Source organism: Mesorhizobium sp. WSM4810 (assembly GCF_055811235.1).
The window spans coordinates 319,388-340,804 of sequence record NZ_JBVVQV010000003.1; the positions used below are offsets into that span (position 1 = coordinate 319,388).

A 21,417-nucleotide genomic window follows, 5' to 3' on the forward strand; every position below is an offset into this window, starting at 1 on the left:
GTTCAAACTGGGGGGAGTGCAATGATCGGGAAAACTGCTTCCTCGGCCATCGCCAGCCTCGCCGTCCTCGGCATGGTGTCCGAAACGGCTGCCGGCGGGCGCGCCGTCGAATGCTACGAGCAGGTCAACAGGCCGTCCGTCTACGAGACGGTCTACGAAAACGTGCTCGTCAGCCCGGCCGGTCAGCAGGTGGAATCCGTTCCGGCGATCTACGGGACGCGCGAGCGGGTGGTGCAGATCGCACCGGCGCGTGTCAGCTACGAGATGGTGCCTGCCATTACCCGCATCATCTACCGCACGGTGAAGGTCGATGGCGGCTACTCCTGGGAATGGCGCGTCATCAACGGCCGCAAGGTGCTGTGCAAGATCAGGCACAAGGCGCGCTATCAACGGGTGGCCGAAACCGTGGTGGTGCAGCCGGAGCGCCAGCGGCGCATCGTCAGTCCCGCCGAGTACGAGAGCGTCGCCGAAGAGGTTCTGGTGCAGCCGGAGCAGCGGCGGATCGTCAATTTTCCCGCCACCTACCAGACAGTGGCGCGCCGGATTCTGGTCCGCGAGGGCTCGTCGCGCTGGCGGCAGGTGCGAATTCCGCGGCACTGCCGGTATTAGGTCAGACCGCTTCGGCCCGCAGCCACGCTTTCAAGCCGCCGACATCGCCATTGCCGACGGTCGCTGCGACACGCCTGCCGACCGCCGCGCCGAACTTGTAGCCGTGGCCGGAGCAGGCCGAAACGACAAGGCATTTGCCCTTCTCATGCGCCAGGAACTTTTCGTCGGCGGTGAAGGTGTAGGCGCAGGTGACGACCTCGGTGACCTTGTATTCTTCGACACGGGCGATCGGCGGCGAAAACAGGTCGCGGATCGCCTCGCCCTCGCGCGCCACCGGCTGGCGGTTCCAGTCGGCATCGCTGGTCGGCACCCTGTGCAGCCCTGAGCCGAATTTCATGCCGGCGCCGCCGGACGGCGGGATCACGTAGCCGTCGACGGCGCCGCCGACATCGAGGATGACCGGGGCCGAATGCCACGCCGCTTTCAGATCCGCCGGCGGTTCGACATAGGCGAGCGCGGTGCGCCAGGTCTTCAGCTCGCCGCCCAGCTCCGGAAACAGTTTCAGCACCCAGGCGCCAGCGGTGACGACGATGCGGTCGGCCTGCATCGTCTCGCCGCTTTCAAGCACAAGGCGGCCAGCCTCGGCGTCGACCTCCACCACCTTGCTGTTGTCGTAGACATTGGCGCCGGTTCTCCGCAGCCATTCGGCGAGGCGGGAGGCAATCTTGCGACAATGCAGCGCACCACCCTCCGGCGAAAAATACGCGTAGCGGAACGAGCCGGGCTGCAGGAACCGCCAGCGCTTGGCCGCGGCGTCCGGCTCGAACAGCTCGATCGGGTAGTTCCCGGCCTCCATGCCCTCGCGGTATTCCTCGGCTTCGTCTCCCGGCTCGCGTGAAATGCAGATGAAGCCGCGCGGGTCGAGATGGTTCTCGCCGAGATCGGCCCACATCTCGTCCCAGGCCTCGTAGGCTTCGGTTATCAGCCGGCCATAACCCGAGGCTGCGCCATAGGCGCGGCGGATGATGCGGTGATGGTCGCCCGAGGCGGCAAGCGGATTGGGAATCGGTCCCTGCTCGACAATCGAGACCCGGTGCCCGGCCTTGACCAGCGACCAGGCCGTCGACAGCCCCGCAATGCCTGCGCCAACCACGATCACATTCATCAAGTCAGTCTTTCCGCAGCCGCGCCGGCTGGCTAAATGCGCTTTTGTGCATGTCTGGCGCCAGGCTGGCAAGCCTTGGAGCGCCGCGTGTCGTTGGGGCGCGCAAAGGACGCTCCAACACTTTTGAATCTGCGCATGATCCTTTCCGAAAACCGATTCCGGTTTTTGGGGTCATGCGCTAATGATCCACAATGACCGATTTGGTGCCACCAACTTACCTGGCCTTCGATCCGGCCACCCGTCATGTGCGGCTCGATCCACACGAGGCGGCTTTCTTCCAGAACCCGTACGCGGCCTATGCTTTCATGCATGGCGCATCGAATGTCTTCTTCTGGGAAGAGTTCGGCTTCTGGTGCTTTGGCGGCTTCGACGACGTCAGCCGGCTGCTGCGCGACCGGCGCTTCGGCCGCCACAACCCGGCCGGCATCCCTGACAGAAGCGGCGTCGGCGAGGACCGCACCCATCTCGGCAGCTTCGACGGCATCGAGGCCAATTCGATGCTGGAGCTGGAACCGCCCGTTCACACCAGACTCAGAACGCTGGTCAACCGCGCCTTCGTCTCGCGTCAGGTCGAGCGGCTGAGGCCGCGCGTCGAGGCGTTGGCCAACGAGCTGATCGACCGTTTCGAACCGGGGCAGGTCGACCTGCTGCCAGCCTTCGCATCGCCTTTGCCGATCACCATCATTGCCGAGATGCTCGGCGTGCCGGTCGAGATGGGACCGCAACTCCTCGACTGGTCGCATCAGATGGTCGCCATGTACATGCACGGCCGCACACGCGAAACGGAAGAGACGGCCAATCGCGCAGCACATGATTTTTCGAATTTTCTGCGCGGCTATGTCGCTGAACGACGGAAGAAACCCGGCGACGATCTGCTGTCGCTGCTGATCTCGGCGCAAGATGATGGCCAAAAACTCTCGGAGGACGAACTGGTGTCCTCGGCGATCCTGCTGCTCAATGCCGGCCACGAGGCGACCGTCCACCAGACCGGCAATGCGGTGCGCGCGATCCTCGCGCAAGGCGGCGACCCGCGCCGCTTCTTCACCTCGCCGCAAACGACCACCGCCACGGTCGAGGAATGCCTGCGCTTCGACGCGCCGCTGCACATGTTCACGCGCTATGCCTATGAAGAGATCGAGGTCGTTCCAGGCATTCTGGTGCGGCCGGGCGAGACGATCGGCCTGCTGCTCGGCATGGCCAATCACGACCCGGCGGCCTTTGCCGAACCCTTCGCCTTCAGGCCGGATCGCACCGACCAGAAGAACGTCTCGTTCAGCGCCGGCATCCACTTCTGCATCGGCGCGCCGCTCGCCCGGCTCGAATTGCAGGTATCGCTGAAAACCTTGTTCGAGCGGCTGCCGCGGCTGCATCTGGCCGAACAGCCGCGTTTTCGCGACAGCTATCATTTCAACGGGCTGGAAAGGCTCGCCGTGCACAGCGGACAATGATCAAAGCTTGATCACATACTCCTTGCGTGTCGTTTCAAGCACTTCCCAGCTTCCCTTAAACCCCGGCCTGAGCACGAAACTGTCGCCAGCCCTGACGGTGCGCGCCTCGCCGCCCGCCTCTGAAATCACCGAGACGCCCGACAGGATGTGGCAGAACTCCCACTCGTCATACTCGATGCGCCATTTGCCTGGCGTCGCCTCCCACATGCCGGCATAGAGGCCGCCGTCGCGTTCCTCGACATTCCAGGTGCGGAACTTTGGATCGCCTGAAATCAGGCGATCCGGCGCCGGCGCGCCAGGTTCCGGGTCAACGCTTTCAATATCGACGGAGAGGAATTTTGGCGCGGTCATGGAAACTCCTTGCAGCAGGGGTCAGACCTTGGCGAGAGCGTGTTCCAGATCGGCGACGATGTCGTTGACATCCTCGATGCCGACCGAGAGCCTGACCGTATCCGGCCCAGCGCCGGCGGCGACCTTCTGTTCGTCGGACAATTGCCGATGCGTGGTCGACGCTGGATGGATGACCAGCGACTTGGTGTCGCCGACATTGGCGAGGTGCGAGAACAGTTCGAGTGCCTCGACGAATGCGATGCCCGCCGCATAGCCGCCCTTCAGGCCGAAGGTGAACACCGCACCGGCGCCAAGCGGCGAATACTTCTTCTGCAGCGCGTTGTTGTTGTCGCTGGGCAGGCCGGGATAGGACACCCAGGCGATCTTTGGGTGGTTGGACAGCCACGCGGCGACGGTGACCGCATTGTCGCAATGGCGCTGCATCCTGAGCGGCAGGGTTTCCAGCCCGGTCAGGATCAGGAACGCATTGAAGGGCGAGATCGCCGGGCCCATGTCGCGCAGGCCGAGCACGCGCGCGGCAATGGCGAAAGCGAAATTGCCAAATGTTTCGTGTAGGACGAGGCCGCCATATTCAGGGCGCGGCTCAGACAGCATCGGATATTTGCCGGATTTCGACCAGTCGAAGGTACCGCCATCGACAATGGCGCCGCCGATCGAATTGCCGTGGCCGCCGATGAACTTGGTCAGCGAATGCACGACGATGTCGGCGCCATGCTCGATCGGCCGCACCAGATAGGGCGAGGCCAGCGTGTTGTCGACGATCAGCGGCAGACCATGTTTGCGGGCGATGTCGCCGATCTTTTCGATGTCGACGAAGACGCCGCCCGGATTGGCCAGGCTCTCGATGAAGATCGCCTTGGTCTTTTCGTCGATCTGGCTTTCGAAGGTCGAGATGTCGTTGGTGTCGGCCCAGCGCACCTGCCAGCCGAAATTCTTGAAGGCGTGGCCGAACTGGTTGATCGAGCCACCGTAAAGCCTTGTCGCGGCGACGAAATTGTCGCCGGGCTGCATCAAATTGTGGAACACGAGCACCTGCGCGGCATGGCCCGACGCCACGGCCAGCCCCGCGGTGCCGCCTTCGAGTGCCGCGATACGCTCTTCCAGCACCGCCTGCGTCGGGTTCATGATCCGGGTGTAGATGTTGCCGAAGGCTTTTAGCCCGAACAGCGAAGCGGCATGGTCGGCATCATCGAAGACAAAGGAGGTCGTCTGATAAATCGGCGTGGCACGCGCGCCGGTCGCCGGATCGGGCTTGGCGCCGGCATGGACGGCGAGCGTGTTGAAACCGGGCGTGCGGGTCATGGATTACCTCCCCTGAATGCTGAATGCTGAATGCTGAGTGGTGAATGGTGAATGGTGAATGGTGAATGGTGAATGGTGAATGGTGAATGGTGAATGGTGAATGGTGAAGGCAACGTCGGCCAGCCCCATCGTGATTGCAAGCGGCTCATATGCCGCTGTGGCCGCCTTCCGGAAAAATCCTTCTATTCACCATTCACTATTCACCATGCACCACCTACTTCCGACGGACGCCAAAACTCTGGAATCCCGGCCGCATCAGCGGCTTCTTCGACGACAACACGCCTGAGTTGACGCCGGTCCAGCCGATTTCGCCCGACAGCTTGCCATATTCGATCTTGGGGCAGCGGTTCATCACCACATTGATGCCGGCGGCCTTGGCGCGTGCGGCTGCCTCGTCATGGCGCACGCCAAGCTGCATCCAGATGACTTTCGGCAACGGATCGAGCCGCAAGACGTCGTCGACAACGCCCGGCACCGCCGCCGAGCCGCGAAACACGTCGACCATGTCGATCGGCTCGGGAACATCGGCGAGCCTGGCATAGGTCATCCGGCCAAGGATTTCCTTGCCGGCCTGGCCGGGATTGATCGGGAACACCGAAAAGCCCTTGCCCAGCAGGTATTTCAGCACGAAATAGCTCGGCCGCACATCGTTGGCGGACGCACCGACCATGGCGATGGTCTTCACCGAATTGAGGATGCCGGCGATATAGGCATTGTCGTAGGCGTCATGGTTCATGCCTCGTCCTCATACAGAGCCTCGGCGAGAAAACCATCCGGATTGTTGCAGAAACTGCGCATCATGCGGAAATGATCGGTATCGTCGAAAGCGGTGGGAAACGCGGTCAACCCGGCAGCGAGATGCTGCCGTCTTCCGCGATCGGAAAAGCCGGATTGTGCGCCACTTCCCAGACATGCCCTTCGGTGTCGGCGAAATAGCCATACCAGCCGCCCCAGAAGGCGCGGCCGGCCGGCTTGACGATGCGGCCGCCGGCCTTCTCGGCCATCGTCAGCACGTCATCGACCTCCGCGTCGGAGCGGGTGTTGTAGGCGAGGTAGATCGCCGACGGCGCCGCACCGAAAGTAATGCCTGAATCCGTTTCGGCGCTTTGGCGCGGGAACAGCCCGAGAATGACGCCGCCCATCTGGAAGAAGGCGACGCCCTCGGTGATCCCGGCATGGCGGGTGAGGCCCATCGCCTCGTAGAAGCGTGTGGCGCGCTCGAGATCATCGACGGCAATGGTGATGATGGAGATGCGAGGCTCCATGTCTATTCTCCGTCCCTATTCCTCCGTCCATTCCGGCTTGCGCTTGCCGATGAAGGCGCCGATGCCCTCTTCCGCGTCGCGCGCCAGCATGTTGTCGACCATGACGCGGCCGGTGTAGGCATAGGCGTCGGCCAGCCCCAATTCGGCCTGCGCGTAAAAAGCTTCCTTTCCGGTCTTGACGACCAAGGCCGATTTTGCAGCAATGGTTTGCGCGTATTTGGTGACAATCTGATTGAGATATTCGCGCGGCACGACGCGGTTGATGAGGCCGAATTCCTTGGCCGTCGCCGCATCGATGGTCTCGCCGGTCAAAAGCATCTCCATCGCGTGCTTGCGCGAAACGTTGCGCGACAGCGCCACCATCGGCGTCGAGCAGAACAGCCCGATATTGACGCCCGGCGTGCAAAAGGTCGCCTCGTGCGAGGCGATCGCCAGATCGCAGCTCGCGACCAGTTGTGCCCCGGCCGCCGTCGCCAGGCCATCGACCTCGGCGATCACCGGCCTCGGATGGCGCACGATCGCCTGCATCAGTGCCGCGCAGGCGGAAAACGTCTCCTCGAAGAACGCCTTGCCGCGATCGGCATCGGTGCGGCGCGCGGTCATTTCCTTGAGGTCGTGTCCGGCGCAGAACATTTTTCCGGCCGCCGCCAGGACGATGACGCGGACGGATCTGTCGGATTTGGCACGGTCGAGTTCCGCCGTCAGCGCCGCCATCACCGCCAGCGACAGCGCATTGGCCGGCGGATTGGCGAGCGTCAGGCGGAGCACGCCCTTGTCCAGCCTCGTGACAACAGGACCTTCGGCAACAGCAGGCTTGATGGCGACGATTTCAACCATTTTTCAAACCTCTTCCCATGTCTCCAACCTCATTATTGGCCAGCGGCATCGGGTTCGCGGGGCCATGGAACAAAAGAACTAGCACGCTGCCGATTGAAGAACAGGCTTAAGGCGTGTTTTCTCAGGCCACGGCACATATAGGAAACCGCCTATGCCTGCGCAAAAAAATCTCAAGCCGGTGCTGACCGCGGCGCAGGTCAATGCGCTGATGGAGACCGTCTATCCGCAGCTCAACGACCAGTTCACCTTCTACGAAGCGATCGAGGTGTTTGCGGGCGGCTGCACGGTACGCCTGAATGCCGACGAGCGGCATTTGCGCCCCGGCGGAACCGTGTCGGGCCCGTCGCTGTTCACGCTGGCCGACATAGGCGGCTATGTCTGCGTGCTTTCGCATGCCGGGCCGGACGCGCTTTCGGTCACCACCAATCTCACCATCAATTTTGTCCGCAAGGCCGAGGCCGGACCGATCGATGGTCATTGCCGCATCCTGAAGCTTGGCAAGAGCCTGATGGTGTTCGAAATCGACATCGTCGCCGGACCGGACGGACACACGGTAGCGCACGCCACGGGAACCTATTCAATCCCGCCGAAGCGGTTTGATCATGTGGTAAAATAATACCTTTATCTCAAACCTTTGTTTTTACTGTGTCTTGTCCGCCCTGTTGGTTTTCATCAGCCTTGACGTGATACCTCCCCCTCGCCTATAAGCCCTCACGGAACAGCGGCCCGCGAAGGCCGCCGTTTTGTTATTGGCGGCGGGCGAGCTCTCGGCGTCAATCCAAGCAACAAGAAACGCCTTTCCTTGTCGTTCGTCGATGGGGAAGGTCCGAACCGAAAGCAACAATCCATGGCAACCTTTTCGCAGAAGCCTGCGGATGTGGTGAAGAAGTGGGTGCTGATCGACGCCGAGGGTCTCGTCGTCGGCCGTCTCGCCACTGTCATCGCCAATCATCTTCGCGGCAAACACAAGCCCACCTTCACCCCGCATGTCGACGACGGCGACAACGTCATCGTCATCAATGCCGACAAGGTGGTGTTCACCGGCAAGAAATTCACCGACAAGGTCTATTACTGGCACACTGGCCACCCCGGCGGCATCAAGGAGCGCACCGCGCGCCAGCTGCTCGAGGGCCGTTTCCCCGAGCGTGTCGTCGAGAAGGCCGTCGAACGCATGATCCCGCGTGGTCCGCTCGGCCGTCGCCAGATGAAGAATCTCCGCGTCTATGCAGGCACGGAACATCCGCATGTCGCCCAGCAGCCCGTCACGCTCGACGTGGCCAAGCTGAACGCCAAGAACAAGAAGGTTTCGTAAAATGGCTGAGCTTTCCTCGCTCGCAGAACTCGGAACTGCCACCGGCAACACCAACACGCAGCCGGCTGCACCCGTCCACGTCCAGAAGCTCGACAAGTCGGGCCGCGCCTATGCCACCGGCAAGCGCAAGAACGCCATCGCCCGTGTCTGGGTGAAGCCCGGCTCCGGCAAGATCGTCGTCAACGACAAGGTGTTCGCCGAATATTTCGCGCGCCCGGTCCTGCAGATGATCCTCAACCAGCCGATCATCGCCGCCAACCGCGCCGGCCAGTACGACATCGTCGCCACCGTCATCGGCGGCGGCCTTTCCGGCCAGGCCGGTGCCGTGCGTCACGGCATCTCCAAGGCGCTGACCTATTACGAGCCGGCGCTGCGCGGCGTGCTCAAGAAGGGCGGCTTCCTGACCCGCGACAGCCGCGTCGTCGAGCGCAAGAAATACGGCAAGGCGAAGGCCCGCCGCTCGTTCCAGTTCTCGAAGCGCTAAGCACTGCTTCTGCTTCAGACAGTCGAAAAGGCCGCCTCCGGGCGGCCTTTTCTTTTGGTGCCGAGCCCACCCGCGCCTGCGGCGCGACATCCCCATCAAGAGCCATCAAGGGGAGGTAGAAGGTCGGGACAGCTTCCCGCTCGCCGAACGGTCTGCAAAAGCCGGCCGGGCGCCGGACGATGGTCTGAGTGTAAAGCGCGACGCCCTACCTCCCCTCGATGGGGAGGTCCGTGCGCAACGCCGGGTGGGGTGACGGCGCCGGGCGCAGTTCATGCCCGACGCAGGCCTCAGGTCCGGCTGTCCCTGATGAAATCGATAAACGCCCGCAACGGCGCCGGCACGAGACGCCGGCCGGGATAATAGAGGAACGGCCCGGGGAAGCTCTGCCACCAAGGTTCGAGGACGGGTTCGAGCGCACCGCTCTCGAAGTAAGGGCGAAGCCAATCCTCGAACAGGCTGACAATGCCGGTACCGGCGATGGCTGCATCGACGGCGAGATCGGCCGCTCCGCCCAGGGTCACGAGAAGCGGCCCCGTCGGATCGACCCGCACCACCTCGCCGTCGCGCTCGAATTCCCATGGCGGCATCGCCCCGCTGGCGAAGCGGCCGCGCAGGCAGGCGTGACCGAGCAGGTCGCGCGGGTGTTGCGGCCGGCCATGGCGGTCAAGGTAGGCAGGGCTGGCGGCGGTGGCAAAGAGCTGAAGGCGCGGTCCGATCGGCACCGCGATCATGTCCTGTTCCAGCCGCTCGTCGTAACGGATCCCGGCATCGCAGCCTGCCGCCAGTACGTCGACAAAGCTCTCCTCGGCGATCACCTCCAGCCGGATGCCGGGATAGGCAGCGAGAAACCCAGGGACGATGCTGGGCAGCACCAGCCGCGCCGCGCTGACCGGCACGTTGAGGCGCAACGTGCCTGCCGGCCTGTCGCGGAAGCCATTCACAACGTCGAGGGCCGATTCCACCTCGGTCAAGGCTGGGCCGAGCCGGGCCAGCAAGCTCGCGCCGGCTTCGGTCGGGACGACGCTGCGGGTCGTCCGGTTGAGCAGCCTGACACCGAGCTGCGTCTCGAGGCGGCGCACCGCCTCGCTCAAGCCCGACGCACTGCCGCCGCTGGCGCGGGCGCCATCTCGAAAACCCTTGGCCCGCGCCACGGCGACGAAGGCGTTCAGATCTCCGAGATCGACCTTCATTGTTCGACATTCCGTACAGCCCGTGCGGAATGTACCCAATTATCGTGAGATCGGACAGCGCCTATCTCAACCTCATCCTGAACGGAGATAGACCATGTCCAGCATTGACCTTTCCGGCACGTTCACTCTCGGCGACCGCACCGTGAAGCGGCTCGGCTACGGCGCCATGCAGCTCGCAGGACTCGGCGTCTTTGGTCCGCCCAAGAACCATGGCGCAGCATTGGCCGTGCTGCGCGAAGCTGTTGCGCTTGGGGTCAATCACATAGACACCAGCGATTTCTACGGCCCGCACGTCACCAATCTACTCATCCGTGAAGCGCTCGCGCCCTATTCCGACGATCTGACGATCGTCACCAAGATCGGCGCCCGTCGCGGCGCGAATGGCTCGTGGCTCCCGGCCTTCTCGCCCGAAGCGCTGACGGAGGCGGTGCACGAAAATCTGCGCAATCTCGGGCTCGACGTGCTGGACGTCGTCAATCTCAGGATCATGTTCGACGCGCATGGCCCCGCCGAAGGGTCGATCGAGGCGCCGTTCACTGTGCTGGCCGAGCTTCAGCGACAGGGCCTGGTGCGTCATATCGGGCTCAGCAATGTCACATCTGCACAGATCGAAGAGGCGCGACGGATCGCCAGGATCGTCTGCGTGCAGAACCAATACAATCTGGCCCACAGGGGCGATGACGCCTTGATCGGCAAACTCGCCCGCGACAGCATCGCCTATGTGCCGTTCTTTCCGCTCGGCGGCTTCAACCCGCTGCAGTCGTCTACCCTGTCCGGCGTCGCTCAGCGCCTGGGCGCCACACCGATGCAGGTCGCGCTCGCCTGGCTGCTCGGTCGCGCGCCCAATATCCTGCTCATCCCCGGCACGTCTTCCGTTGCGCATTTGCGGGAGAATCTTGCCGCGGCCGAACTTGAACTGCCGCAGGATGCCGTGAGGGAGTTGGACGGCGTGGCGATGGCGGCATGAGGATTGGCGAAAGCGGCAACGAGCCAATCTCGCCATGATCGACAGGCTGGCGGGACAGCGCCCCCCTCTGCCCTGCCGGGCATCTCCCCCACTTGGGGGGAGATTGGCAGCTTCGCGGACAGCGCCCTTTTTGCAAGGTTGGTGGTTGGCGAAATCAGTGATGAAGGCCAAATCTCCCCCCAAGTGGGGGAGATGCCCGGCAGGGCAGAGGGGGGCGCGAAGGATCGCTACAGAGCGCTTTTATTCTGAGCCGCTGCATTCTTCGGCGGATGTCACGGAATGGATCCCAGGGTCTGCAGCGCGTCGCTTCGCTCCTTGCTCCGCCCTGGGATGACGAAGGCATGGTGGCCTGTGGCTAATCCCCAGCGTCAGAGATGGTGGCTGCAGGCCGGCCGGCAGCGCGACCGCCGGTCAAAGAACCAAATCCACGGTGCAGAGGAACTAGTTGATGCTCGCCGTATTCGCCGGCTCCGCCGGCCGCGCCGCATCCGAATAGGGCACGCGGTAGCCGTTTGCCGCCAGCCAGTCGATCGCCGCTTTCGGCTCGTCGGTCTGGATGATGGTGGCGCCGCGCTCGGCCCAGAAGCCGTAGGTCTCGCGCGGCAGGCTGGCGAACACCGCCAGTTCATCGCCGCGACCGCCGGCAAGGAAGCCGCCCGGCTTGTTGACGATGGCGTAGGTATTGGCCCAGATGTGCCAGTCGCCCCTTATCGCCGCGGCGCGCATGCGCGGGCTGAACAGCGGACCGCCGGTCTCGGTCAGCGTCTCGGCGCCGTCCCGCCAGTTGATCATCTCGACCGCGCGCGGCGAAAAGGCGCCGCTGACCTTCTCGGCAAAACCGGCGTCGCGAACCGCGTCGTCGGCAATGATCGGCATGAATTGGAAACCGCTGCCGATCGCGCCCATGGCTGCCTTGACAGTGGTGATCCTGGCCGGGTTCCACAGGTTCTCCTTGACGATCACCTGTTCGGCCATGCCAAGGTCACGCGCCACCGCGATCATGCCGGCCAGGCTGTCGACGTCGAGCTTGTTGTCGATGTTGACGAGGATTCTGTCCCTGGTCGCCATCAGCATCTCGCGCAGCGTCGGAACCGACTCGTCGGTGACGGCGCCGGTGCCTTCGATCACCAGCCTGCAGGTTTTGAGTTCGGCCAGCGTGCGCTTGACCACCTCGCCCTTGCAGTTCGTCGTGCGGTCGAGCCAGCTGTCATGCATGACGACGAACTGGCCGTCCTTCGAGCGCCTGACATCGACCTCGACGATTTCGGCGCCAAGCGCGATCGATGCCTCGAGGGCGGCGATCGAGTTCTCCGCAAACAGCGTCTTGCGGGCCTGCAGGCTGCCGGCGCGGTGCGCCGCCACCATGACATGGTCGCGCCATTGGTTGGCGTGTTCGAAACGGTCGAGAATCTGCCTGGCGCGTGTTTCGCCAGCCAATGCCGAGCCAGTGAACAGCACCGAGGCGGCGGCAAGCACAAGGTTCAGCCAAGTCGTTCGCATGAGAATCGCTCCTACCGGATGCAAACCCGGATAAGCGACGCGCGTGACAGCCCAGTGAACGAAGCCGGCTTCGCAAATGCCGGAAAGTCAGGTCAATGCCGGCTGAAGCGGCTGTTCTTCAATCTCGACTTGCCGAGATCGATGCCGCCGTCCTGGCGGTCGGTGGCCGGCCTGGCGCGCTGAAATCTGCTGCGTTCCCCGGCTGACAACCATCCCGCGTAAGGACGGCTGGCTACTTTCGGTTGTATTCATGCATATCTACGCAAATTCCGGGTTGGCCATGCGGGCTCACCTGGCAAGCAAGAAGTTGTGACCGAGCTCGAACGGCCATGGCCCTCGGAAGGGGTCGCATTTCCTGGAATTATATCCAATAAGGTTGCGCCTCGACGCACAGGAGATCGCTTCATGCCGAACACCAACATCGACCACGCCTTCACCGCCCGGGCCAGGACGGGTGCGTCCTTCGAGCCGACCTATGCCGGCGCGCTGTCGTTCATGCGACGCAAATACTCGAAGGACGTGAAGGGCGCGGACGCGGTGGTGTGGGGCATCCCATTCGACGCCGCCGTCACCAACCGGCCGGGCGCGCGTTTCGGACCGCAGGCGATTCGCCGCGCCTCGACCATCCTCGACAACGACCCGCAATACCCATTTTCGCGCGATCTGTTCGAATATCTCGCCGTGGTCGACTATGGCGATTGCCTGCTCGACAGCGGAAACCACCAGAAGACGCCGGGGACGATCGAGCGCGAGGCGGCAAAGATCCTGAAATCCGGCGCCTTCCTGCTATCGCTCGGCGGCGACCATTTCGTCACCTGGCCGCTGCTCAAGGCGCATGCCGCCATCCACGGTCCGCTGGCCCTGGTGCAGTTCGACGCCCACCAGGACACCTGGCCGGACGACGGCAAGCGCATCGATCACGGCTCCTTCGTCGGCCGTGCGGTCAAGGAGGGGATTATCGATCCCGACCGTTCGATCCAGATCGGCATCCGCACCCATGCGCCTGACACCTTCGGCATCAAGATCCTGTACGGCCACGAAATCGAGGACATGCGCGCGTCCGATATCGCCTATGCCATCGTCGACCGCACCGGCGGCAAGAAGGCCTACGTCACGTTCGACATCGATTGCCTCGACCCGGCCTTCGCGCCCGGCACCGGCACACCGGTCGCCGGCGGGCCGTCCTCGGCAAAGATCCTGTCGGTGCTGCGCCAGATCAATCAGCTCGATATCGTCGGCGCCGATGTCGTGGAGGTTGCGCCGGCCTATGATCACGCCGATATAACGGCAATTGCCGGGTCGACGGTGGCCATGCACTATCTCGGGCTGCTGGCGGAACGAAAGGCCCGGCTCGAAGAGCTGAACAATGGCAATCACATTGTTGCCGGATTGAACCAGGCAAGTGGCATATAATTTCGAACTATCAGGGAGTTCAGGCAGGCAAATGAAACCGAAAATCTTCATCGACGGCGAGCACGGCACCACCGGTCTCCAGATCAGGGCGCTGCTTGCCGAGCGCGGCGACCTGGAGATCATCTCGATTCCGACCGAGCGCCGCAAGGAACCGGCAGCCAGAGCCGAGTTCCTCAACGCCGCCGATGTCGCGATCCTGTGCCTGCCGGACGCAGCCGCGAAGGAAAGCGTCTCGCTGATCAGCAACGACACGACAAGGGTTATCGACGCCTCGACGGCGCATCGCGTGGCAGAAGGTTGGGAATATGGTTTTGCCGAAATGGACAAGGCTCAGGGTCGCAAGATCGCTTCGGCGAAGCGCGTCACCAATCCAGGCTGCTGGCCGCAAGGGCCGATCGCGACGCTGAGGCCGCTGGTGGCGGCCGGGCTGTTGCCGGCGGATTTTCCGGTCACCGTCAACGGCATTACTGGCTATTCGGGCGGCGGCCGGCCGATGATCGAGGACTATGTCGCCAAGGGCGAGGATGCCTCGGAATTCCTGCCCTACGGGCTGACCCTGCAGCACAAGCATGTGCCGGAGCTCAGGACCTATGCGAAGCTGTCGCATGATCCGATCATGCAGCCGGCGGTCGGCAATTTCGCGCAAGGCATGATCACCGTGGTGCCGCTGCAGCTCGGCGGCCTCGACTATGTGCCGACCGGCGCCGAGCTTCATGCGGCGATCGCCGACCATTTCGCCGCCATCGATGGCGGCGTGGTCGAGGTGGCGCCCTATGCGCATCTGGAGCGCGTGCCGGAGATCGATCCCGAAGTCTACAACGGCACCAACCGGATGATGCTCCATGTCTTCGCCAACGACGACAGGGCCCAGGCGCTGCTGTTCGCCGTCTACGACAATCTCGGCAAGGGCGCCTCGGGCGCTGCCGTGCAGAACATGGATCTGATGCTCGGCCTCAAGAACTGAATGGACGCGCCGGCATTCCCAGGCCGCTGGAAGGTCGACGCGCCAGAACTGATTGCCGAGACGTTCAGCAGCCGCATCTGGAAAGTTGTTCGCGAGGACGGCTCGCCGGCGATCGTCAAGGCGCTCAAAGCTTTCGACGACGTCGAGGACGAGTTGCGCGGCGAGCATTTCCTCGCCTGGCGGCGCGGCGAAGGCGCGGTACGGCTGCTCGGCCGCGACGGCCACTGCATGCTGCTCGAATATGCCGGTGAAACCTTGCTGTCACAGGTTCTCGCCGAGCAGGGCGACAATGCCGCCACAGCAATCGCGGCCGAAGTGATGGCAAGACTGTTCTCGCCATCCGACCACCCTGCCCCACCAGACCTTCAGCCGTTGCGGGTGCGGTTTTCCAGTCTGTTCAACAAGGCGAAGATCGATCGCGACGCCGGCGAAAAGAGCTTTTACGTCGAAGCGGCTGCGACCGCGGAACGGCTGTTGGCCAATCCTGTCGAGGTGCTGCCGCTGCATGGCGACCTGCATCACGACAACATCATGCTGGGAGCGCGCGGCTGGCTGGCGATCGACCCGAAGGGCGTTCTCGGCGATCCCGGCTTCGACGCGGCGAACATGTTCTACAATCCGCTCGGCCGCGACGAGCTTTGCCGTGATCCCCGGCGGATTGCCGACATGGCCGAGATTTTCGCCAGAACGCTCGGCCAGACGCCGCCAGCCATTCTGGATCACGCCATCGCCTATGGCTGCCTGTCGGCGTCATGGCATCATGAAGACGGCAATGCGGTCGAGGAAAGCCGCGAATTGTCCATTGCCACGGCGATCAGGACGGTGCGGCTCAGCCTCTGACGGCGATCTGGTTGGGCATGGGATAAGCGCCCTTGGTGCCGCGCCAATGCGCTGCGGCAAAGCCCAACAGGACAAGCGCGAAAACCTGATGCGTCAGCGCCATGTGCAGCGGCACCTGCATCAGCAGCGTGCCGATGCCGATCAGGGCCTGCAGCAGCACCAGCACAAACAGCAGCGTCGCGCGGCGCGCATGGGTGGTGCCGGGCTGGCGCCGGTGCGTGGCGATCATGTGCCAAAGTGCTGCGACGAAAATAGCGTAGGCGCCGAGCCGGTGGATGAACTGGACCGTCTTCGGGCTCTCGAAGAAGTTGCGCCATGCCGGCTCGAGGATCAACAGGTCGCCGGGGATGAGCTTGCCGTCCATCAGCGGCCAAGTGTTGTAGCTCAGGCCGGCATCGAGCCCGGCGACCAGCCCGCCGAAATAGATCTGGATCAGCGCCAGCAGCACCAGAAAGCCGGCCAGACGCTGGGTCGAGCGGTCGGCCGCGGGCTCGGAATGCGGGGCCAATCCACGCGCGACCACCATGGTCGCGGTGAAGATCAGCGCCGCCAGCGTCAGATGCGTCGCCAGCCGGTATTGGCTGACGGAGACGCGGTCGACCAGCCCGGACGCCACCATCCACCAGCCGATCGCGCCCTGCAGGCCGCCGAGAAGAAGAATGCCCAATAATTTCGGACCAAGACCGCGTTCGATGCGGCGCGTCGCCCAGAAAAACACCAGCGGCACGGCGAAAACCACGCCGACACCGCGCGCCAGGATCCGGTGCAACCATTCCCACCAGAAGATCGACTTGAACGCTTCGAGGCTCATGCCCTTGTTGAGCTCGGCATATTGCGGGATCTGCTGGTAGCGCTGGAATTCCTCCTGCCATTCGGCGTCGTTGAGCGGCGGGATGATGCCGTGGATCGGCTTCCATTCGGTGATCGAAAGGCCGGATTCGGTGAGCCTGGTGGCGCCGCCGACCAGCACCAGCACAAACAGCACCAGGAGCACGACGTAGAGCCAGCCGCGCACCAGCACCCGGTTGCGCAGGTCGCGGTCGCGGGTCACGAAAGGCGCGGCAGCTATGGCAGCCATGGTCTTGTCCCGGCAGGTTGCAGTCGCGGATTGGTGAACCATCGCAATCCAACTGGCAAGACCGGACAGCGCGGCACGCCGTCGCGCCGCTTCTTGGCTGTTGCGTGCCTCTTCCGTTGGGCCTAAGCGATAGGGATCAACCGGATCGCGAAATGCCCATTCGCCTGAAAAAGCTGATCGGAACAATCCTGCTGGTGGCGCTGGTCATCGTCTATGCGCTGGTCGCATCGATCGTGGCGGTTGCGCAACTGGCGGAATCGGGACCGTGGGCGCATTTCCTGTTCTTCCTGCTCAGCGGCATGCTCTGGGTGCTGCCGGCCATGGGCATCATCAAATGGCTGATCCTGGAGCCGCCGCGGCCGAAGAATTGAAGCTCGCTCGCCGCCGCGGTGAAAGCCTGACGCTTGCTACCCGAGGTGTAGGGCAGCTCAGGGTGGTTTTCTGCCTTCCGTGTCGCCGATCGGAACGCGCCGGCGGCACCAATTGTTGTCGTTCGCTTGCTGCCCACGGAACGACCGCTTTCCACCGTTGCGGTCATTCATGCCGACGGCTTGGTCCGCCCGCGGGTCACTCATTGGGCTGCGTTCATAAACTTGACCGGCCAAGCCACCGGACAATTTCGTAAGCCAGCATAGGGCGGCGAAACCCCTTCAGTGTCAGTTCGCCAACTGGAACGGATTCGACCAATGATTCGACGGCGCCAAGAACCCGTTGGCTGACGAGAATCTGGCGAGACTTGGCCTCCTCGCACAATCGGGCCGCATGGTTCGACACAGTGCCGATGACCGCGTAGTCCGCGCGCTGATCGAAACCGATCCGCCCGATGGTGGCGTGTCCCCGGGCGATACCGATGCCGAAGCCAAGCAAGTAGTCCCGTTTACGCCATCGCTCTGAATGCTCGTCAATTGCGTCACGCATCGCCGCAGCCATTGAGACAGCCCTCTCGGTGTGATCGGCACAGGGCAGCGGATCGTTGAAAACAACAACGATACCGTCGCCCACGAACCGCTCCAAAGTCCCCTCGTGACGGACGATCTGTTCGCCGAGACAGGAATGGTACTCGCCAAGAACCGTCATTACCTCCTCGGGCTCGGCAGTCTCGGCGAAGGCTGTAAAGCCGCGCAAATCGCAGAAAACGACGGTCACCTCGCGACGATGGCTTTGAAGAAGCGCGTCGCCATTGCCTGCCGCAACGACAAGGTCGGCGACCTGCGCGGGAAGAAACCGTCGGAGCCGGCCCATTCGCTCGATCTCCGTAACCTGCTCCGCCACTGTTTGTTCAAGAGAGCGATTCCATGCAGCCAATTGTGCTGCCTGACCCTCGAGGAGCCGCGTCTGGCTCTCCACGGTGTCGTAAAGCGCCTTCTGGCGTAGCATCGACCGCACGCGCGCCACTAGCGCTCTGTGCTCGAACGGCTTGGTTAGATAGTCGTCGCCGCCGGCATCCAATCCCTCGACTACATCCCGCGTATCGGCTTTTGCGGTGACAAGGATAACCGGGATCGATCGCAGCGAAACGTCTGCCTTGAGCATCCGCACGACGCTTATCCCGTCGAGCTTCGGCATCATGATGTCGAGGAGGATGAGGTCCGGCCTGAGGCTGCGCACCTTCGCAAGCCCCTCTTCGCCGTCGGCTGCTGTTACCACTTCGTAGCCATTCGCCTCGAGGCGCATACGCAGGATTTCGAGGTTTTCCGGGGTATCGTCGACGGCGAGAATGCGAGGCGGATCGTGCAAGGCCCTGTCTCCTCTAGGAAAGCAACTCCCGGATCTTGGCAAGCAGCTGGCGCGGACTGAATGGCTTGGCAATGTAGCCATCGCACCCGGCAGCAAGGGCTTTCGCCTCATCGCCCGACAATGCGTAGGAGGTGACGGCGACTATCGGAATGTGCCGGAGCGCCGGGTCAGCCTTTATGCGGCGGGCAGCTTCATATCCGTCGATCACCGGAAGCTGAATGTCCATCAGGATCAGGTCTGGCTTCTCAGCTGCAGCGGCAGCGACACCGGCAGCACCGTCCGCGGCCTCGATCAGTTCGTATTCGGTGGTGGCGATGAGATCGCGTACGATCTGCCGGTTGTCCTCGGTGTCTTCCACCATCAGGATTCTCTTGCTCATGTTGCCTTCACATCCTCTCCCACCCGGATCGGTATCGCCATGCGGAATGTCGAGCCTGAACCGGGCACGGATTCGACGCCTATGGTTCCACCGTGCATTTCCACGATACGCTTCGAGATCGCTAGGCCGAGGCCCGTGCCACCCTTCTGCCTGGTGCTGCTGCTGTCGACCTGTTGGAATTCGTCGAAGATGAGCGCCTGGTCTGTGGGTGCAATGCCGGGACCCGTGTCGCGCACGATGATCTCAAAGTGCCCGTCGACCGCATCGGCAAGAATGTCGATCGCGCCCCTCTCGGTGAACTTGACGGCATTGCCGGCAAGATTGAGCAGGACTTGGGTCAGGCGGCGTTCGTCCCCGCGACCCAGCGGAAGATTTTCGGCGACGGTCGCAGCGAGCGAAAGCCCTTTTGAACGCGCCAGCGGCTCCACAGCTGTAACGGTCGATCGAACAATTTGCCCAACGGAATAATCCTCCAGCGCCAGCGTGAGCTGGCCCGCTTCGATCTTTGAAAGATCGAGCACGTCGTTGATGAGCCCCAAGAGATGACGGCCGTTTGCTTGCACGCGCGCAATAGTCGTCTTGGCCTTGTCCGGGAGCTCGCCGTAAATCCCGTCGACCAGCAATTCGGTGAAGCCCAGAACTGAATTGAGCGGCGTCCTGAGTTCGTGGCTCATATTCGCGAGGAACTGAGACTTGTGGCGGCTGGCCGTCTCCAGCTCCCGGCCTTTTTCCTCGATCTCGCGGAACAGCTTGGCATTCTGGATTGCGAGCACCGATTGCGCTGCGAACGTCTCCAGCAGATGAATGATTTGCTGGTCGAATTCACCTGGCTTGCGGCGCCTGACGACGAGCGCGCCGACGAGCTTGTTCGGCCTGAGCAGCGGAACCACCAAAACGCTGCGATATCCGGCGTCGAGGACGATCTTCTGAGCGGGAGACGGCGTTCCTTCGCTGAGATCCGGTACCTGGACAGGTGCACAGCGCCGTGCCGCGTCGCCAATTCCGGGATCGTTCAGCCCGATGGCCTGGTCGGAAATCGCGGCGATGAGTTCGTCGCTCATCCCATAGGTTGCGCGCGGGCGAAATTGTTGCCTGGTGCTGCTGAACACATAGATGGTGCCCGCATCCGTGTCCGACAATTGAACCGCCTTCGCAACGATCGTCTGTAGCACCGTGTCGAGATCGAGCGTCGAATTGACCGCCTTGCTGACTTCCCCGAGCGCCTCCAGTTCGCCGACCGAGCGCGCAAGCTCGGCCGTGCGCGCCTGCACCTCTTGATAAAGCCGCCCCAGCTGTTCGGACGTCTGGTTGACATTGCCGGCAAGCACTCCGAGCTCGTCCCGGTTGGTGACGGCAACCTGTTGGGCAAAGTCGCCGGCCGCTATCTGGCGCAGACGCGTCTCAATCTTCTTGACCGGCTCGATCAACGACCAGGAGATGATGTAGCCCAGCCCCAGCGCCAGCAGGATGCTGCCCACCGCAAAGGAGAGCACAATCAGTCGGGAGGTCCCGTACGCCCCCTCGGTCGTTTCGATTGCCGCCACCATGTCGGCTTCGGCCATATTGACCAGTTGATTGGTCAGCCGCTCCAGGCGGTCGGCCGAGGGCATGATCTCAGCCTGCTGAACCGTACGCGCCTCCTCCGTGCGGCCGGCACGGAAGAGCTCCGCGACATGTGTCACGCCGGCCGTAACCCGTTCGTACTCCTGCCGGACTTCGCCGAGTACTTCCGCCTCACTTTCGGCGACGAACTCCATGCGGTCGAGGTCGTAGCCAAACTGATTGAGCTGGCGCAGCGCCGCATCCAGCATCCGGTCGTCCTGAAGCAAAAGTGCGGTCGAGATGCCATAGAGTTGGTTCGTCGTATCGTGCTGCACCTGGCGATAGGCTGCGATCCTGCGCTGCAGCTTGATCAGCTCGGTCGTCTGATCGTTCACCCCACTCAGCACCTGTAACCCGACAGCCCCGAGCACGATCAGCAGCCCGACGATCGACAGGAATGCGATCAGCAGCTTGGTCTGGACGCGCGCCGGCAGCCGCGCAACCCAGCCGACCAGCCGGTTCGTGATTTTATTTGGATTCGTCCAAGAGGCTGAGAAGGTCACCCCGGAACTCCTCCAGGTCGAACCGAACGCCAAGATACTGTACACGCAAGATGCCATCCGGGTCTACGAGTGACGTCAGGAAGGTGTGGTCGACGTCTCCCCCCGTCGTCTTCCTCGCGAAAACGCCATATTTGCGAACCACTTCGCGGATGGCGGCGGGCTCTCCGGTAAGGAACGCCCAGCCCTTGAGATCGGCGCCGAAATTTTCGGCATACTGCCTCAAGACCTCGGGTGTGTCCCGCTCCGGATCGACGGTAATGGAAACGAAAGCGATCTTGTTGCCGAACGCAGATCCCAGCTCGTCCTGAACCCGCACCATCAAGGCGGTCAGGATCGGGCAGGTATCTGTGCAGGAGGCAAAGATGAAGGTGACGGCGACGACCCTACTGCGATAATCGGCAAGCGCTACTGGCCGATTGTCCTGAGAGGTGAGCACGAAGTCGGGCGCGGGGCCGATCACCGGCAACCGTTCGTTGTGCATCGAGTCGTGTGAAAGCCCCTGCGTTGGAAAGACGAGCACGGCCAGCACCA

General features: G+C 63.0%; 24 protein-coding genes. 11 read left to right on the forward strand and 13 right to left on the reverse strand.

Annotated features, from left to right (window positions below; all coding sequences use genetic code 11):
* Positions 1-21 precede the first annotated feature (21 nt).
* Entirely contained in the window at positions 22-609 is a 588-nt protein-coding gene (locus tag AC0L3O_RS06545; RefSeq protein WP_473534591.1) for a hypothetical protein, read from the forward strand.
* 1 nt (position 610) lies between these two features.
* On the opposite strand, the gene AC0L3O_RS06550 is transcribed toward AC0L3O_RS06545, so the two are convergent.
* Positions 611-1,714, reverse strand: a complete 1,104-nt coding sequence (locus tag AC0L3O_RS06550) for an NAD(P)/FAD-dependent oxidoreductase (protein ID WP_473534663.1) — start codon at positions 1,712-1,714, stop codon at positions 611-613.
* Between the two features lie 191 nt (positions 1,715-1,905).
* On the opposite strand from AC0L3O_RS06550, the gene AC0L3O_RS06555 reads away from it, so the two are divergent.
* Positions 1,906-3,162, forward strand: a complete 1,257-nt coding sequence (locus AC0L3O_RS06555) for a cytochrome P450 (RefSeq protein ID WP_473534592.1) — start codon at positions 1,906-1,908, stop codon at positions 3,160-3,162.
* On the opposite strand, the gene AC0L3O_RS06560 is transcribed toward AC0L3O_RS06555, so the two are convergent.
* From AC0L3O_RS06560 to AC0L3O_RS06580, 5 genes are all read right to left on the reverse strand, one after another.
* On the reverse strand, positions 3,163-3,513 hold the full coding sequence (locus tag AC0L3O_RS06560) for a cupin domain-containing protein (protein ID WP_473615193.1): 351 nt from the start codon (positions 3,511-3,513) through the stop codon (positions 3,163-3,165).
* A gap of 21 nt (positions 3,514-3,534) precedes the next feature.
* Positions 3,535-4,815, reverse strand: a complete 1,281-nt coding sequence (locus tag AC0L3O_RS06565) for an O-acetylhomoserine aminocarboxypropyltransferase (protein WP_473615195.1) — start codon at positions 4,813-4,815, stop codon at positions 3,535-3,537.
* Between the two features lie 214 nt (positions 4,816-5,029).
* Complete coding sequence (locus AC0L3O_RS06570) at positions 5,030-5,551, reverse strand: CoA-binding protein (RefSeq protein ID WP_473534595.1); 522 nt, start codon at positions 5,549-5,551, stop codon at positions 5,030-5,032.
* A 106-nt stretch (positions 5,552-5,657) separates the two neighbouring features.
* A complete protein-coding gene (locus AC0L3O_RS06575) occupies positions 5,658-6,080 on the reverse strand; it encodes a VOC family protein (protein ID WP_128170017.1) in 423 nt (140 codons plus the stop codon).
* Between the two features lie 15 nt (positions 6,081-6,095).
* Complete coding sequence (locus AC0L3O_RS06580; RefSeq protein WP_287175247.1) at positions 6,096-6,917, reverse strand: enoyl-CoA hydratase; 822 nt, start codon at positions 6,915-6,917, stop codon at positions 6,096-6,098.
* 151 nt (positions 6,918-7,068) lie between these two features.
* Here AC0L3O_RS06580 and AC0L3O_RS06585 point away from each other — a divergent pair, with 151 nt between their 5' ends.
* The 3 genes from AC0L3O_RS06585 (at position 7,069) to rpsI (ending at position 8,713) form a co-directional block, all read left to right on the forward strand.
* Complete coding sequence (locus AC0L3O_RS06585) at positions 7,069-7,533, forward strand: PaaI family thioesterase (protein WP_023798352.1); 465 nt, start codon at positions 7,069-7,071, stop codon at positions 7,531-7,533.
* A 231-nt stretch (positions 7,534-7,764) separates the two neighbouring features.
* Entirely contained in the window at positions 7,765-8,229 is a 465-nt protein-coding gene (gene rplM / locus AC0L3O_RS06590) for a 50S ribosomal protein L13 (RefSeq protein ID WP_023798353.1), read from the forward strand.
* Between the two features lies 1 nt (position 8,230).
* The gene (rpsI, locus tag AC0L3O_RS06595; RefSeq protein ID WP_027155304.1) at positions 8,231-8,713 is read left to right on the forward strand and encodes a 30S ribosomal protein S9; all 483 of its coding nucleotides are present in this window, start codon (positions 8,231-8,233) and stop codon (positions 8,711-8,713) included.
* A gap of 287 nt (positions 8,714-9,000) precedes the next feature.
* On the opposite strand, the gene AC0L3O_RS06600 is transcribed toward rpsI, so the two are convergent.
* On the reverse strand, positions 9,001-9,903 hold the full coding sequence (locus tag AC0L3O_RS06600; RefSeq protein ID WP_473615196.1) for a LysR family transcriptional regulator: 903 nt from the start codon (positions 9,901-9,903) through the stop codon (positions 9,001-9,003).
* Between the two features lie 94 nt (positions 9,904-9,997).
* Between AC0L3O_RS06600 and AC0L3O_RS06605 the strand changes: the two genes are divergently transcribed.
* Entirely contained in the window at positions 9,998-10,870 is an 873-nt protein-coding gene (locus tag AC0L3O_RS06605) for an aldo/keto reductase family oxidoreductase (protein WP_473615198.1), read from the forward strand.
* Positions 10,871-11,311: 441 nt separating this feature from the next.
* On the opposite strand, the gene AC0L3O_RS06610 is transcribed toward AC0L3O_RS06605, so the two are convergent.
* The gene (locus tag AC0L3O_RS06610; protein ID WP_473534598.1) at positions 11,312-12,370 is read right to left on the reverse strand and encodes a glycerophosphodiester phosphodiesterase family protein; all 1,059 of its coding nucleotides are present in this window, start codon (positions 12,368-12,370) and stop codon (positions 11,312-11,314) included.
* A gap of 54 nt (positions 12,371-12,424) precedes the next feature.
* Here AC0L3O_RS06610 and AC0L3O_RS06615 point away from each other — a divergent pair, with 54 nt between their 5' ends.
* The 4 genes from AC0L3O_RS06615 (at position 12,425) to AC0L3O_RS06630 (ending at position 15,587) form a co-directional block, all read left to right on the forward strand.
* Complete coding sequence (locus AC0L3O_RS06615; RefSeq protein WP_287175253.1) at positions 12,425-12,553, forward strand: hypothetical protein; 129 nt, start codon at positions 12,425-12,427, stop codon at positions 12,551-12,553.
* A gap of 222 nt (positions 12,554-12,775) precedes the next feature.
* Positions 12,776-13,783 carry an agmatinase gene (speB, locus tag AC0L3O_RS06620; protein WP_287175255.1) on the forward strand — a complete coding sequence of 336 codons (1,008 nt, stop codon included), beginning with the start codon at positions 12,776-12,778 and terminating at the stop codon, positions 13,781-13,783.
* Between the two features lie 31 nt (positions 13,784-13,814).
* A complete protein-coding gene (argC, locus tag AC0L3O_RS06625; RefSeq protein WP_287120408.1) occupies positions 13,815-14,747 on the forward strand; it encodes an N-acetyl-gamma-glutamyl-phosphate reductase in 933 nt (310 codons plus the stop codon).
* Positions 14,748-15,587: an aminoglycoside phosphotransferase family protein gene (locus AC0L3O_RS06630; protein WP_473482382.1), complete on the forward strand. Its 840-nt coding sequence runs from the start codon at positions 14,748-14,750 to the stop codon at positions 15,585-15,587. It begins immediately after the preceding gene.
* On the opposite strand, the gene AC0L3O_RS06635 is transcribed toward AC0L3O_RS06630, so the two are convergent.
* The gene (locus tag AC0L3O_RS06635) at positions 15,577-16,665 is read right to left on the reverse strand and encodes a COX15/CtaA family protein (RefSeq protein ID WP_473534599.1); all 1,089 of its coding nucleotides are present in this window, start codon (positions 16,663-16,665) and stop codon (positions 15,577-15,579) included. The two genes, AC0L3O_RS06630 and AC0L3O_RS06635, sit on opposite strands and share 11 nt — an antisense overlap.
* 152 nt (positions 16,666-16,817) lie before the next feature.
* On the opposite strand from AC0L3O_RS06635, the gene AC0L3O_RS06640 reads away from it, so the two are divergent.
* A complete protein-coding gene (locus AC0L3O_RS06640; RefSeq protein WP_023798362.1) occupies positions 16,818-17,036 on the forward strand; it encodes a DUF2842 domain-containing protein in 219 nt (72 codons plus the stop codon).
* A 214-nt stretch (positions 17,037-17,250) separates the two neighbouring features.
* Here AC0L3O_RS06640 and AC0L3O_RS06645 read toward each other — a convergent pair whose 3' ends face one another.
* Genes AC0L3O_RS06645 through AC0L3O_RS06660 form a run of 4 tightly spaced genes read right to left on the reverse strand, consistent with a single transcriptional unit; the run spans position 17,251 to position 21,415 of the window.
* Complete coding sequence (locus AC0L3O_RS06645) at positions 17,251-18,402, reverse strand: adenylate/guanylate cyclase domain-containing protein (protein ID WP_023798363.1); 1,152 nt, start codon at positions 18,400-18,402, stop codon at positions 17,251-17,253.
* Positions 18,403-18,415: 13 nt separating this feature from the next.
* A complete protein-coding gene (locus tag AC0L3O_RS06650) occupies positions 18,416-18,781 on the reverse strand; it encodes a response regulator (RefSeq protein WP_023798364.1) in 366 nt (121 codons plus the stop codon).
* The gene (locus AC0L3O_RS06655; RefSeq protein ID WP_198032792.1) at positions 18,778-20,919 is read right to left on the reverse strand and encodes an ATP-binding protein; all 2,142 of its coding nucleotides are present in this window, start codon (positions 20,917-20,919) and stop codon (positions 18,778-18,780) included. The genes AC0L3O_RS06650 and AC0L3O_RS06655 overlap by 4 nt, the downstream gene beginning before the upstream one ends.
* Positions 20,852-21,415, reverse strand: coding sequence for an SCO family protein (locus AC0L3O_RS06660; protein ID WP_287193719.1), 564 nt, complete (start codon positions 21,413-21,415; stop codon positions 20,852-20,854). Before AC0L3O_RS06660 ends, AC0L3O_RS06655 begins: the two co-directional genes overlap by 68 nt.
* Positions 21,416-21,417: the final 2 nt, after the last annotated feature.

Excerpts from the sequence above, each read along its gene's own strand:
- AC0L3O_RS06570 (WP_473534595.1), bottom strand. The coding sequence starts at position 5,551 with ATGAACCATGACGCCTACGACAATGCCTATATCGCCGGCATCCTCAAT.
- AC0L3O_RS06545 (WP_473534591.1), top strand. The coding sequence starts at position 22 with ATGATCGGGAAAACTGCTTCCTCGGCCATCGCCAGCCTCGCCGTCCTC.
- AC0L3O_RS06555 (WP_473534592.1), top strand. The coding sequence starts at position 1,906 with ATGACCGATTTGGTGCCACCAACTTACCTGGCCTTCGATCCGGCCACC.
- AC0L3O_RS06585 (WP_023798352.1), top strand. The coding sequence starts at position 7,069 with ATGCCTGCGCAAAAAAATCTCAAGCCGGTGCTGACCGCGGCGCAGGTC.
- AC0L3O_RS06635 (WP_473534599.1), bottom strand. The coding sequence starts at position 16,665 with ATGGCTGCCATAGCTGCCGCGCCTTTCGTGACCCGCGACCGCGACCTG.
- AC0L3O_RS06640 (WP_023798362.1), top strand. The coding sequence starts at position 16,818 with ATGCCCATTCGCCTGAAAAAGCTGATCGGAACAATCCTGCTGGTGGCG.
- rplM (WP_023798353.1), top strand. The coding sequence starts at position 7,765 with ATGGCAACCTTTTCGCAGAAGCCTGCGGATGTGGTGAAGAAGTGGGTG.
- AC0L3O_RS06610 (WP_473534598.1), bottom strand. The coding sequence starts at position 12,370 with ATGCGAACGACTTGGCTGAACCTTGTGCTTGCCGCCGCCTCGGTGCTG.
- argC (WP_287120408.1), top strand. The coding sequence starts at position 13,815 with ATGAAACCGAAAATCTTCATCGACGGCGAGCACGGCACCACCGGTCTC.
- AC0L3O_RS06605 (WP_473615198.1), top strand. The coding sequence starts at position 9,998 with ATGTCCAGCATTGACCTTTCCGGCACGTTCACTCTCGGCGACCGCACC.
- AC0L3O_RS06565 (WP_473615195.1), bottom strand. The coding sequence starts at position 4,815 with ATGACCCGCACGCCCGGTTTCAACACGCTCGCCGTCCATGCCGGCGCC.
- speB (WP_287175255.1), top strand. The coding sequence starts at position 12,776 with ATGCCGAACACCAACATCGACCACGCCTTCACCGCCCGGGCCAGGACG.
- AC0L3O_RS06630 (WP_473482382.1), top strand. The coding sequence starts at position 14,748 with ATGGACGCGCCGGCATTCCCAGGCCGCTGGAAGGTCGACGCGCCAGAA.
- AC0L3O_RS06575 (WP_128170017.1), bottom strand. The coding sequence starts at position 6,080 with ATGGAGCCTCGCATCTCCATCATCACCATTGCCGTCGATGATCTCGAG.
- AC0L3O_RS06550 (WP_473534663.1), bottom strand. The coding sequence starts at position 1,714 with ATGAATGTGATCGTGGTTGGCGCAGGCATTGCGGGGCTGTCGACGGCC.
- rpsI (WP_027155304.1), top strand. The coding sequence starts at position 8,231 with ATGGCTGAGCTTTCCTCGCTCGCAGAACTCGGAACTGCCACCGGCAAC.
- AC0L3O_RS06650 (WP_023798364.1), bottom strand. The coding sequence starts at position 18,781 with ATGAGCAAGAGAATCCTGATGGTGGAAGACACCGAGGACAACCGGCAG.
- AC0L3O_RS06560 (WP_473615193.1), bottom strand. The coding sequence starts at position 3,513 with ATGACCGCGCCAAAATTCCTCTCCGTCGATATTGAAAGCGTTGACCCG.
- AC0L3O_RS06600 (WP_473615196.1), bottom strand. The coding sequence starts at position 9,903 with ATGAAGGTCGATCTCGGAGATCTGAACGCCTTCGTCGCCGTGGCGCGG.
- AC0L3O_RS06580 (WP_287175247.1), bottom strand. The coding sequence starts at position 6,917 with ATGGTTGAAATCGTCGCCATCAAGCCTGCTGTTGCCGAAGGTCCTGTT.